This window comes from Niveispirillum sp. BGYR6, assembly GCF_027568365.1.
In the GTDB taxonomy this organism is placed as follows: Bacteria; Pseudomonadota; Alphaproteobacteria; order Azospirillales; family Azospirillaceae; genus Niveispirillum.
Map to the genome: position 1 here is coordinate 74,611 of NZ_JANLNL010000001.1, position 12,378 is coordinate 86,988.

Here is a 12,378-nt window from a genome sequence, read left to right on the forward strand (position 1 = left end):
GAGATGACACGGCCCCAACAATGGCTGACAGCCCCAGCAGAGATGGCTTAGCGTCCGCGTCCCACTGTCAGTGTCTCGCGCCAAAATAATGGATTAATTACATTTGTTCGTTGTATAAATGCATAGATATTGCCGGCGCCCGCGCCCCGAGCATCCGGCCGCAGCCGACTCCAGTAAGGGTGGAGGGTGATGCATAACGACAAAAAGCCCCGCCGGTACACCGGCGGGGCTTTTTCGGTTCGTTTTGCGATCAGATGTAGAAGTGGATTTGGGTGCGGTCGTACCCGGTGCCGATCATCACCGGCTGGCCCTTCACCACCGGCAAATCCTGGCCGAAGAAATAGACGGCCTGCTTCCAATGGTTGGTCCGGGTGGGGGAGTTGGAATTGTAGGTCACCTGCCCATCCATATGCAGGTCGAACCAGAAGGCGACGCCATGGGCAATGCCCGTCTCGCTGGCGGTGACAGTCAGCGCCTTGGAGGCGGTGGCCGGCATGTTCTTGTAGAAATCGAAGAACCAGGCCTGTTCCGGGTTGGAAAGCAGCTGGTGATTATCGGCGGCCAGATCCAGCGTGCAGTAACCCGGCGTGCGGAACTGGTCGAAACGCGACATGTCAAAGCCGCTGATGGTGCGGATCGGGCTGATGCGGCGCAGATCGTCAGCCTGCACCAGCGAGCACCAGACGGTGGCCGAGGCCGGGATGATCTTGGCACCCGGCTTCAGCAGGTTCTGGCGGGCATGTTGCAGGATGGCCAGCATGTCCGGCGCCAGCATCCCGACATTGATCAGTTCAGAGACGAAGATATCGGCCTTTTCCGGCATGTCGCTGCCGATCACCAGATCGGTGGATTTCTTGCCGATGACGCTGACGCGGTCGCTATAGCCGTTCACCGCCACGGTTTCCCGCGCCACCTCAACCAGCGGCTTGTGCATCTCGCAGGTATAGACATGGCCGGCCCCGGCGCGGGCGGCCATCATCGCCACCAGGGCGGAACCGGTGCCGATTTCCAGCACCACATCGCCTTCCTGCACATTGTTCAGCAGCGCCGCCTCATAGGCGTCATTGCGTTCTTGATCATTGATCATCGGGATGTGCCAGGCCGGGATCTGCGTGGAACGCAGCAGCTGCAGGGCGAACAGCACATCGGAATTTTCAGGCATACGGTTGTGAACCCCGGTCAGCAGGGCGATGGCATCATCAAGACGGCCCTGGCCCTGGAACACCTGCGCCAGACCGATGGCGGCTTCCCCGCGCGACGGATCGCCAGCCAGCACATTGGCGAACAGGCGGCCGGCTTCATCCAGCCGGTCGGTGTAAAGCAGCAAGGCTGCCAGATTATAAGCGGCATCCAGGTTCTTCGGCCGCAGCGCCAGGGAATGGCGGAAGCAGAATTCCGCCTCGCCCAGATTGCCCAGATCGCGCAGCGTGTTGCCCAGGTTATTGTGTGCCTCGGCATAGGAGGGGCGGCGGGCGATGGCGCGGCGGAAGCACTGCTCTGATTCCATCAGATCGCCCTGGGCGCGCAGGGCATTGCCCAGATTATTGTGGGAAACCGGATCATTATCATCCAGTTCCACCGCCTTGGCGAATTCCACCGCCGCTTCGACGAAGCGGCAGCAGCCATAGAGCAGCACGCCGCGGCTGTTATGGAATTCCGCCTTATGGTCGTCCAGGGCGATGGCCTTGTTGAACAGGTCGTTGGCTTCGGCCGCGCGGTTGGAGCGCAGTGCGATGATGCCCAGCAGATGGGTGGCTTCCGAATGTTCCGGTTCGGCCTGGAGCGCCGTGCGGCAGCTCATCTCGGCTTCGGCCAGATAACCGGCCATCAGATGCTGACGGGACAGGCTGACGCAATCCTGGACGAACGACATGGGAAAACTCCTTCGGTTCTTTCTGCCGGTCCGTTGCCCCCCTCGGGCCGCCCGGTATTCGGGAAATCATGAAAGCAAATGGTGTGCCAGCGGGTGAATTTGGCGGAAATGCTGGGGTTTCTGACCAAGGGGGCGGAAAATGCCGGGGTGTGTCCGGCGGCGGGGCGGCGGATTTTTCCCGCCGCCCCGCCCTCCCGGCAGAAGCGGCCCGGCAAATCTGATGGAATAATGTCCAATCATGAACAACTTTAACTTGACCATGTCATAGGCGTAGGCTGACAGTTCGGGCGGGAGATTTTTCCGCCATGTGCAACCAGGGGTGAGAGATGACCGATTTCACGTTCGGTACGCCGGCTTTCATTGTTGATTTTCCGGCTTCCACCGAGAAGCAGGCAGCGCTGGCCGCGCTGTGGAACGACAATCTGAAAGGCTTTGTGCAGCAGGCGATGCCAGCGGCCCCGTCCTTTTTTTATGATCCCACGGACACGGTCATTCCGCCCGGCTCCCAGACGGCGCAGGTGTCCTGGTCGGCCTTTTCTGGCCGCCTGATGCAATATTGCTCCGCCACGCCACCGATCCCGCCGGCCAATCCCTATAAGCTGGAGATGCCGGATATCTATTCCTTGGCTGATACTGGTTATTATGGGGCAAATGCCACCCCGTTGCCGGATATTCCGGCACAGTTCTGCCCGCAGGCGAACTGGAGCGGCCCGTTGCAGAAATACGGCCCCTATGGCCCGCGCGGCTGGCATGATGAATATTGTGAATGGGCGGCAGCACGGGATGAAAATAATAATATCATCCGTATCGATTTCTGCTGCGAAAACCCGGAATATTGGTATTCCCTCTGGGCCATCAGCCCCACCCGCGTGGTGGAGCTGTATAATGAAATCCTGAATTATGGCCTGCATACCGATCATCTGGTGGTCATTACCGAGGGTGATCTGACATTGAAGGACGCCGACGGTAACGTCGTGACGGATCCGGGCACGGGCCGCCCCGCCTATAACCCGTTGAACAAGTGGAATAGTGGCCCGAAATCGTCCCGCACGGGCGCGCTGGCCGACCGCAGCGGCGGTGCCATCCATCTGACCAGCACGCCCAATACCCTGCAGACGGAAATCGGACTGGCCGGCGTTTCCACCCAGCAACTGGTCAGCGGCAACAGCGATGCGCAGAAGCTGCTCTGCTGCGGCCAGTACGGCCAGGCCTATCGCAACAGTGACCCGCATATTGGCCAGACGGTGAACCAGGTGGTCGGCGGTCAGGTGACGGGGGCGTATCAGCTGGTCAATCTGGCCAATCCGTTCGGGCTTTATATTCAGATGCCCAATTTCACCACCTGGAGCTTCGGCCCGCGTATCCAGGTCGGCAAGAATGTTCCGTCAGACGCCAAGCCGTCCGACATCTGGCAGGTGGTGCGCGGTGCGGCCACGCTGGTTGACCCGGTGACCGGCCAGAATTTCCCCGGCAATACCGGCGATGGTGGTTTCATCCTGCACGCCGCCTGTCAGATACCATTGTCGTGGCTTGCCATGGATCCATCCCTGACCCTGGCCGACATCCAGATCAATGGCAGCGCCATTACCTGGGCTGGCCAGATCGCGCAGCAGTTTGATGTGGGGCTTTATGCCCGCCCGCTTTCCACCGATGCCACGCCGCCCACACTGCCCTGTGCCGGGGCGGGGTCGCAGGCAGCACCTTTGCAGTGCATGTATTCAGTGTTGTGGAACGCCTATTATGCTGTGGCGGAGCCTAATCCCACCGGGTTCGTCCTCCCCATGTCCAGCAACACCACGATGATTGCGCCCTTCCTGCCAGCGGGCGGGGGGGAGGCGGCCCTGACCCTGATTGTCAGCAATTATGAAGGCACTGACCTGCCCAGCGTCGCGGTGCTGACGGAACTGTCCGGCGGGGCGGTGGATGGTGATGTCACGGTGACGGTGACGGGTGCCAGCCCGGTCTCCTATGCCGTGCCCGGCAATTCTTACCCCGGCAACTATACGGCCCTGACGCTGACCGTGTCGGTTGCCAGTGGGGCGACGCCCGGCCTGCGCGCCCTGTCGGTCTCGCTGAACGGCGATACCCAGACCATGCCAGCGCTGGTCCATATCACGGCGGGGGCTTGATCCATGCTGCGCCGGGTTCTCTCCCTGCTTTGCTGCCGGGGCGTGGCCCCGGCGCTGGCTTTGCTGTCCGTGTTGATGCTGGGCGCCGGCACCGCCGCCGCCCAAACCGTCAGCAATCCCTGCACCGGCTTCGGTACCACCCAGATCACCATGAATCCGGTGCTGCCGCCAAATTTCAACCTGCGCAACCAGACCAATGCCGATTGCATCGCCTGGCAGCAATTCATCTATCTCAACTGGGCGGCCAGCAGCAGCACGCCGGGCACGCCGGATACGTCCGTACCGGCCAACCAGTTCGGCGTGCCCGGCAATAACAAGCCCACCGTTTGGCAGACCTATGTGCTGGCCAACCTGCTGTTCAGCGGGGATAAGGCCGCCTTGAAGAAGGCGACGGCGCATCCGGGGCGGCTTAACCTCTCTGTGCTGTCAGAGGTTTCCTCGCTGGACCTTTCCGCCATTGGTCAGGCCAGCGGCACCCCGCTGAAACCGGATTGGCTGACTGACCAGCGTGGCGGGCTGACCTATTATACGGTCAGCATCAATCTGGATGAGGCTGCCTATATCACCAGCCAGAATCTGACCAGCTTTGCCGGGCAGGAAGCCTGCGCCAGCAATGCGGGCCAGAACGGGATGGGCGGTTTCAATCTGCCGATGGGGCCGGGCGATGTGGATTGCGCCGGTAATGCCAAAACCTTCGGCCTGAATGTCGGCTCCATCGAACTGAAGGCTGCTTGGGTGGTTCTGCCGGCAGACGGCTCGTTGAACTACCGGTACCTGACGGCACAGGCGACCGTGACCGACCCCTATGGCAATACCAGCAACCAGACGGTGGGCCTGACCGGGCTGCATATTATCCGCCGGCTGCCCGGGGCGCCGCAATTCCTCTGGTCCACCTTCGAACAGGTGGATAATGCGCCAGATAATGGTGGGGACACGGTGAACTTGCCGGATAATCCCAACCGCAAGCCCAGCCCTGGTTATACCTATTTCAATCCATCCTGCGATCCCGCCACGGATTTCTACAAGTGTCAGGCCAACAAATCCCCCTCGTTTCCCTGCAACAATACCAGCCCGCCCTATCTGCCCCAGGGCTGCAGTCCCTATGCGGCGCCGATGCAGGTGACGCGGATGACGCCGGTGGAGAATGTGGCCAACAGCACCAACCAATATGCCTGGGGCCTGTTTCCCGCCCAATCCGTGTTCAATTATTATCGGCTGATTGATGTGCAATGGCCATCCCTCCCCACGGCCATCCCGCCGCAAAGCGTGGTGCCCTTGACGGTGGGGGGCATCACCCCGGCCACGGCCACGCGGGTGGTGGCCAATACGACGATGGAAACCTATGTGCAGACCGGTAAAGCCTGTATGGATTGTCATCAATATGGTGACATTGCGCAGTCTGCTGCCGTCACCTTCTTCCGCAAGAATGGGGTGACTCAGCGCAGTGTCACCCTGTTCCCGATGACCGCCAATGGCGAGAAAACGGCGGACAGCACGCCGCACTATGCCACCAGCTATTCCTTCATCTTCTCCGCTGATACGGTGAAGTGATCAATGCGGCAGCGGGTGGCCCGCCCTTCAGGGCAGGGCCGCCCGCCGTCCGAACAGCCGGGCCAGCGGCAGGGATGGTACCAGGATGCCGATAAAGATCAGCGCCATCCCCGCCATCCGCTGTGGTCCGAAACTTTCCCCATAGACCAGATGGGCGGTGACGGTGCCGAAGACCGGCACCATCAGAGAAAAGGGCGCCACCAGCCCGGCCCGGTAGGTTTTCAGCAGAAATCCCCAGATACCGAAGGCCGTCAGCGTGGACAGCACCACGATATAGAGCAGGGATGCCACGGCCACGCCGTTGAAATGGCTCAGCGCCTCCGCCACCCGCCCCGGCCCCTCGATCGCCAGTGACAGGCAAAGGGCCGGCAAGGGGGGAACCACGGACAGCCAGACCATCAGCGGCAGGGTAGGGGTGGGGGGCAGGCGGCGCGTCAACACATTGCCCATGGCCCAACTGGCTGCCGCCAGCAGCGTCAGGCCAAAGCCCATCCAGGTAACATCCCCGCCGATGGTACCTGCCGTCACGGCCAGCCCGGCAGCAGCGATGCAGGCCCCGGCCAATTGCCGCCCGCCGGGCCGTTCCCCCAGCACCGGCAGGGCCAGCAGCATGGTGATGAAGGCCTGGCTCTGCAGCAGGATGCTGGCCAGACCCGGCGCCATGCCATTATCCAGCGCACTGAACAGAAAGGCATAATGCCCGACAAAGAGGAAGGTGGAGACCAGCGCCAGATCGCGCCAGCGCAATTGCGGCGGCTTGGGGATGATCAGAATGGGTAATGCCGCCAGGGTGAAGCGCGCGGTGGTCAGCAGCAGCGGCGGAAAGCCCGTCAGCGCCATTTTGATGAAAACGAAATTCACGCCCCAGATCAGGGCAACCAACAAAGCCATGGCAATATGAACAGGGCGCATCGGCAGTACCCGGATGGAAAGGGGCGACTTCCATCCCGCACGGCCATGCGCCCTGTTGCAACCGCTAACATGTCACGGGGACAATGGTTGGCGGCAGTTCCTTGACATCGGCTGTTTATTAGAAGGAGCCTTTGGCATTCTTCGGATCTTTGAGCACCTTGCTGTAATTGATGAAGCCGGCGGAGACGGCTTCCAGCTCATCATCCGACAGTTCGGCATCGGCCAGCTTGGCCAGTTCCGCTTCCAGGCTGTCGCCCAGGGCGGCGGCATCCACGCTGATCCCCTTGGCGGCGGCCACACCCAGCAGTTCGCTGGCGAGCGCGTCCTTTTCCTTGATGGCGGACAGGCGGTCCACCAGGGCCGGATCGGCGAAGATGGCATCGCGCAGGGCGGACAGGTTGGGCGACAGGGGCTGGGCCTGGGTCATGATCTCACTCCGGTTTTCTCAAAGGGCAGGGACGCCATTCCGACACCCCATCTTTATCCTGTCCGACCGTCCCCCGCATCCGGGCCACAGTTTGCGCGGGCGGCGCGATACTCTGCCATTCATCCCCCGCCTGCCCCCTTGCCGCCCTGATCCGAAGCGGGCACCCTGGGGGCCGATCAGGGGCCTCAGGGGCCCGGCAAAGGGGAAGCGACCATGGACAGCACAATCGCCGGCACCTGGCAGGAACGCGCCGCCCGGCTGCTATTCCGCAATCAGGCGTTCATCGGCGGCAAATTCGTTGATGCGCTCAGCGGCAAGCGTTTCGATTGCGTCACCCCGCGCGACGGTTCGGTGCTGACACAGGTGGCCGAATGCGATGCGGCCGATGTGGATGCGGCGGTGGCCGCCGCCCGCAAGGCGTTTGAAACCGGTGTCTGGCGCGATGCCCACCCGCGCCAGCGCCGCAAGGTGCTGCTGAAGCTGGCGCAGTTGATGGGGGAGAATGCCGACGAGCTGGCCTTGCTGGAAACGCTGGATATGGGCAAGCCCATTTCCGACAGCCGCAAGATCGACATTCCCCTGTCCATCCGCTGTGTCGAATATTACGCCGAAGCCATCGACAAGATTTATGATCAGGTCGGCCCCAGCGGCGGCGATGCCATGTCGCTGATCCTGCGGGAACCGCTGGGTGTGATCGGCGTGGTGGTGCCGTGGAACTTCCCGCTGATGATGGCGGTATGGAAGCTGGCCCCGGCACTGGCCACCGGCAATTCCGTGGTGCTGAAACCGGCCGAGCAATCGCCGCTGACGGCCCTGTTCCTGGCTGAACTGGCGGTGCAGGCGGGCCTGCCGGCCGGCGTGCTGAATGTCGTGCCGGGTTTTGGGGAAACGGCGGGGCAGGCCATTGGCCGGCATATGGATGTGGATATGCTGGCCTTCACCGGCTCCACCGAGGTTGGCAAATATTTCATGCGCTATTCCGGGGAAAGCAACCTGAAGCGCGTCTCGCTGGAATGCGGCGGCAAAAGCCCCCACATCATCCTGCCCGACGCGCCGGACCTGGACCGGGCCGCGCGCGAAGCCGTGGGCGGCATCTTCTTCAATCAGGGGGAGGTTTGCACCGCCGGTTCCCGCCTGCTGGTGCATGAAAGCATCAAGGACGAGTTTCTGGAACTTGTCACCCGCCATGCCGCACGCTGGACCCCCGGTGACCCGCTGGACCCGAAAACCACCATGGGGGCGATGGTGGATGACCGCCAGCACGCCCGCGTGCTGGATTACATCGCCAAGGGCAAGGCCGAAGGGGCGGCCCTGCGCCTGGGCGGCGGCGCGGCGCGCACGGAGACGGGCGGCTTCTATATCGAACCCACCCTGTTTGACGGCGTCACCAACCAGATGACCATCGCGCGGGAAGAAATTTTTGGCCCCGTGCTCTCCACCATCAGCTTTTCCAGCACGGAGGAAGCCTTCCGCATCGCCAATGACACGATCTATGGTCTGGCGGCGGCGGTGTGGACGCGCGACCTGTCCACCGCCATGAAGGCGGCCCGCGCCATCCGGGCCGGTAGCGTCTGGATCAACTGCTATGATGGCGGGGATATCACCACGCCATTCGGCGGTTTCAAACAGTCCGGCTTCGGCCGCGACCGCAGCCTGCACGCGCTGGAAAAATATACCGACCTGAAAAGCGTCTGGATCGATCTATCGTAAGGGGCAAAGCTCAGGGCCGCTTGCGTTGGGTGAACGCGGCGGCCAGGGCCTTCAGATTATCCGCCTGATCGCGCGGTTCGGGTTCCGGCAGATCGCCGCTGCCCGTGCCCATGCGGGAGATGATGGCATCCAGCATCTGCGGCGACAGCTTTTTCGGCCCCGGCTGCGGCTTGGCGGCGCGCTGGATACCCTGGCCGGGGGCCGGCGATGCGGTGGTGATGCCACCGCCGCGCGCCACCCGATCCACCGCACTGCCGACAATGGCCTTCAGGAAGGGCTTGGCCAGACCGCGCAGCAACTGCTCATCATCCAGCGCCCAGGTGATCAGCACGCGCTGAGCCTGGGCGCGGTTGCCCTGCGCCGCCTTCAATGCCTCACGAATTTTGAGCGTGACATAGGTATCGCTCATGGCCCACTCCTTCGGGAGATTTGTGCCCAAGACTACCGAAGCCGGCCCCGCTTGCCCAAATAAAAATGTGATGTGCCGTGGTGACCCGGCATCCTGGTGTGTTTATCGACCGACAAGCATATCCAGCGGCACCGACAACGCCGCCGCAATCCGGTTCAGCGTATCAATCCCCCCGCGTTTGCGACCTGCTTCGATTTCGGAGATGAAGGATTGCGAGAGGCCGGCTGCCTGGGCCAGGGCGAGGGCGGAAAGGCCCCGATGCTGACGCAGAACCAACACGGGATTTTCCCCATCCAACAGCCGATTGACCACATTGTCGGGGAGTGTCCCGGCTTCACCGCCATCCAGTTTACGGGCCACAGCCTCGATATCCGCGAGGTCGGCGGCATCTTCCAGCAGTTCCTGGATGGCTTCAAAATCAGCACGGCTCAACGTCACGCTGTCCGGCGTCTCCGCAATGGGGCGGATATGCAAAGCGTTCATCGATAAACGTCCTTTTATCGCCCGGAGCGATATCCACTACCCTCTCACCCCGCCCGCAGAGCCGCAAACACCTCCTCGGCCTGCGGCATGGCGGTGCCGGTGCCGATGCGGGTGCAGGCGATGGAGGCGGCGACATTGGCATAGCGCATGGCATCGGCCAGCGCGTCCCCCGCCGCCAGCCGGGCGGACAGGCTGCCGACAAAGCAATCCCCGGCCCCGGTGGTATCCACCGCCTTCACCTTGCGGCCCGGCACCAGTTCATGGCCCATCGATGTGACGGCCAGCGCGCCGCGCACGCCGAGTGTGGCGATCACCACCTGATCGTCGCGGCGGAACAGGCGGCGGGCGGCTTCGGCCACCGCTTCCACCGGCGCGTCACCGGACAGTTCCACGCCGGCGAAATGGCCCAGCTCCGTCTCGTTCACTACCAGGATGTCGGTATCAGCCCAAAGCTCAGCGGGTGCATCATCCAGGGCTGGCGCCGCATTCAGCACGGTGCGGGCACCCGTGGCGCGCGCCTGGGCGAAGATGCTGGCAATGGTGCTGCGCGGCACCTCAAACTGGCTGACCACGATATCGCCAGCGGCAATGGCCACCCCCTCAGCATCGGCGGGCACGATCTCCTTATTGGCGGCGGGGATGACGACGATGCGGTTTTCCGCCGTCGCATCCACCAGGATCAGGGCATTGCCGGTGCCCAGCGTCTCGCTGCGCTTCAGGCCGGATGCCTCAATGCCTTTTTCGGCGAAGAAGGCCGCGACCTGATCGCCGAAGGCATCGCGGCCCACCCGGCCGACAAAGCTGACCGCCACGCCCTGCTGCACTGCCGCCACGGCCTGGTTCAGCCCCTTGCCGCCTGGCATCAGCTGCACCGTCTCCCCATTCACCGTTTCGCCGGCGCGCGGTGCCGCCTGCATGGTGGCCAGGATGTCGATATTGGTGCTGCCGAGAACGATCAGCTTGGCCATGTTGGTCCCTTTGCCTCTGGATAGCGGGTTGACGGCGGCGTTCCTACCCGGTTCCCCGCTGTTGGGGAAGGGGCTTAACCCGCCTTCTTCTTCTCCGCCTCCAACTCATCCAGCAGGGCCTTGCGCGACAATTTGCCGATCATGGTCTTGGGCAGCTCATCGCGGAATTCATACAGCTTGGGCTGTTCGATGGGGGACAGCTTATCTTCCAGGAAGGACTTGATATCGTCCTTGCTCAACACCGCGCCATCGCGGGTCTTGATATAGGCCTTCACCGTCTGGCCGCGATAGGGGTCGGGCACGCCCAGCACAATGCATTCCGCCACCTGCGGATGCTGGTAGATCGCCTCTTCCACATTGCGCGGATAAACGTTGTAGCCGCCGGCCAGGATCATGTCCTTGATGCGGTCAACGATGAAGATATAGCCGTCTTCATCCAGATAGCCGACATCGCCGGTATGCAGCATCCCGCCATCCAGCGTCTCAGCCGTTTCCTTGTCCTTCTTCCAATAGCCCTTCATCACCTGCGGGCCGATGATGCAGATTTCGCCCCGTTCGCCGCGCGGCACCTCCGTACGGCGATCTTCCAGGCTGACGATGCGGATATCCGTACCGGGCACCGGCAGCCCGATGGAGCCGGCGCGGCTGGCATGGGTCGGGTTGATGGTGGCGATGGGGGCGGATTCCGACAGGCCATAGCCTTCCACCAGGGCGCAGCCGGTCAGCTTCTCGAACTGCGCCTTCACCTCCACCGGCAAGGGCGCACCACCGGAATTACAGACCTTGATGGAGGAAAGGTCGTATTTCCCCACATCCTTGTAATTATTGATGGCGGTATAGATGGTGGGCACCGCCGGAAACTGGGTGGGCTTTTTCTTGTGGATCGTCTCCAGCACCTGCTCCAGCTCGAACCGGGGCAGCAGGATCATTTCCCCACCATTCTGGATGGTCAGGTTCATCACGCAGGTCATGGCGAAGACGTGGAACAGCGGCAGCACGCCCAGCATCCGCTCATTCCCCGGTTCTGCCATCGCGCTGAACCAATAGGCGGCCTGGGCGGTATTGGCGGTGATATTCTGATGCGTCAGCATCGCCCCCTTGGGCACGCCCGTGGTGCCGCCGGTATATTGCAGCACCGCCACATCATTGACGGCATCCAGCGCCACCGGGCGCGGCCTGCCATCATTGGCCACCAGTTGTTTGAACCAGACATGCCGATCATCGCGCGGGATGGCGGCGATTTCCTTCTTCTTCACGAAGGGGAACAGCAGGTTCTTCGGGAAGGGCAGGATGCCGGCCATCGGCACCACGATGATCTTTTTCAGCCGGCTCTGCCCGAACATCTTGGCCAGCTTGTCATATGTGACCTTCAGATCCAGGCTGATCATCCAGTCAGCCTCGGAATCATTGATCATGTGGCAGATTTCACGTTCCGCGTAGAGCGGGTTGAAATTCACCACCACGCCGCCAGCCTTCAGGATGCCGAAATAGCAGATCACCGAATAAGGGGTGTTGGGCAGGAACAGGCCGACCTTCTGGCCCTTCTGCAAGCCCATGTCCTGCAAACCCTTGGCGAAGCGATCCACCAGATCGGTGATCGCGCCATAGGTATATTTCTTGTCCAGGAAATCGACGCAAGGGCGGTCGCGGAAGCGCTGGGTCGCCTGATCCAGCAATTGCGGCAGGGTGCGTTCCGGGATGGGGCTATCCCACTTCACACCGGGCGGGTAGGAGCCTTCCCACACAAAGGGCCGGCGACCCTGTTGCTGCTGCTGCACGGATGCGACCGCTTCGGCCATTTTATTCCTCCCGGTATGGACTGCCGGCGCCTTCCAGCGCGACGCCTTTGAATCTCCTATATCGGGAGGGGAAATGGAACCTCAAGCGTTTCTTCGGCCTTCCGTTACGTCACCCAA

At 62.3% G+C, this 12,378-nt stretch carries 10 protein-coding genes; 3 read left to right on the plus strand and 7 right to left on the minus strand.

What is annotated here, in order from left to right; all coding sequences use genetic code 11:
- Positions 1-250: 250 nt before the first annotated feature.
- Entirely contained in the window at positions 251-1,873 is a 1,623-nt protein-coding gene (locus tag PCJ49_RS00265; protein WP_269909181.1) for a tetratricopeptide repeat protein, read from the minus strand.
- 326 nt (positions 1,874-2,199) lie between these two features.
- Here PCJ49_RS00265 and PCJ49_RS00270 point away from each other — a divergent pair, with 326 nt between their 5' ends.
- Together PCJ49_RS00270 and PCJ49_RS00275 are read left to right on the plus strand one after the other, a co-directional pair.
- The gene (locus PCJ49_RS00270) at positions 2,200-4,002 is read left to right on the plus strand and encodes a hypothetical protein (RefSeq protein WP_269909182.1); all 1,803 of its coding nucleotides are present in this window, start codon (positions 2,200-2,202) and stop codon (positions 4,000-4,002) included.
- Between the two features lie 3 nt (positions 4,003-4,005).
- Positions 4,006-5,553, plus strand: coding sequence for a hypothetical protein (locus tag PCJ49_RS00275; RefSeq protein ID WP_269909183.1), 1,548 nt, complete (start codon positions 4,006-4,008; stop codon positions 5,551-5,553).
- Positions 5,554-5,580: 27 nt separating this feature from the next.
- On the opposite strand, the gene PCJ49_RS00280 is transcribed toward PCJ49_RS00275, so the two are convergent.
- Together PCJ49_RS00280 and PCJ49_RS00285 are read right to left on the minus strand one after the other, a co-directional pair.
- Complete coding sequence (locus PCJ49_RS00280) at positions 5,581-6,465, minus strand: EamA family transporter (RefSeq protein WP_269909184.1); 885 nt, start codon at positions 6,463-6,465, stop codon at positions 5,581-5,583.
- Positions 6,466-6,583: 118 nt separating this feature from the next.
- Positions 6,584-6,892 (minus strand): Nif11-like leader peptide family natural product precursor, encoded by a 309-nt coding sequence (locus PCJ49_RS00285; RefSeq protein WP_269909185.1) that lies wholly within the window; start codon positions 6,890-6,892, stop codon positions 6,584-6,586.
- A gap of 213 nt (positions 6,893-7,105) precedes the next feature.
- Here PCJ49_RS00285 and PCJ49_RS00290 point away from each other — a divergent pair, with 213 nt between their 5' ends.
- Positions 7,106-8,602 (plus strand): aldehyde dehydrogenase, encoded by a 1,497-nt coding sequence (locus tag PCJ49_RS00290; RefSeq protein WP_269909186.1) that lies wholly within the window; start codon positions 7,106-7,108, stop codon positions 8,600-8,602.
- Between the two features lie 10 nt (positions 8,603-8,612).
- Here PCJ49_RS00290 and PCJ49_RS00295 read toward each other — a convergent pair whose 3' ends face one another.
- From PCJ49_RS00295 to PCJ49_RS00310, 4 genes are all read right to left on the minus strand, one after another.
- A complete protein-coding gene (locus PCJ49_RS00295) occupies positions 8,613-9,011 on the minus strand; it encodes a hypothetical protein (protein ID WP_089289383.1) in 399 nt (132 codons plus the stop codon).
- 102 nt (positions 9,012-9,113) lie between these two features.
- A complete protein-coding gene (locus tag PCJ49_RS00300) occupies positions 9,114-9,494 on the minus strand; it encodes a helix-turn-helix domain-containing protein (RefSeq protein ID WP_269909187.1) in 381 nt (126 codons plus the stop codon).
- A gap of 44 nt (positions 9,495-9,538) precedes the next feature.
- Positions 9,539-10,462: a ribokinase gene (locus PCJ49_RS00305; protein ID WP_269909188.1), complete on the minus strand. Its 924-nt coding sequence runs from the start codon at positions 10,460-10,462 to the stop codon at positions 9,539-9,541.
- A gap of 74 nt (positions 10,463-10,536) precedes the next feature.
- Positions 10,537-12,261 carry a long-chain fatty acid--CoA ligase gene (locus tag PCJ49_RS00310; protein ID WP_269909189.1) on the minus strand — a complete coding sequence of 575 codons (1,725 nt, stop codon included), beginning with the start codon at positions 12,259-12,261 and terminating at the stop codon, positions 10,537-10,539.
- Positions 12,262-12,378: the final 117 nt, after the last annotated feature.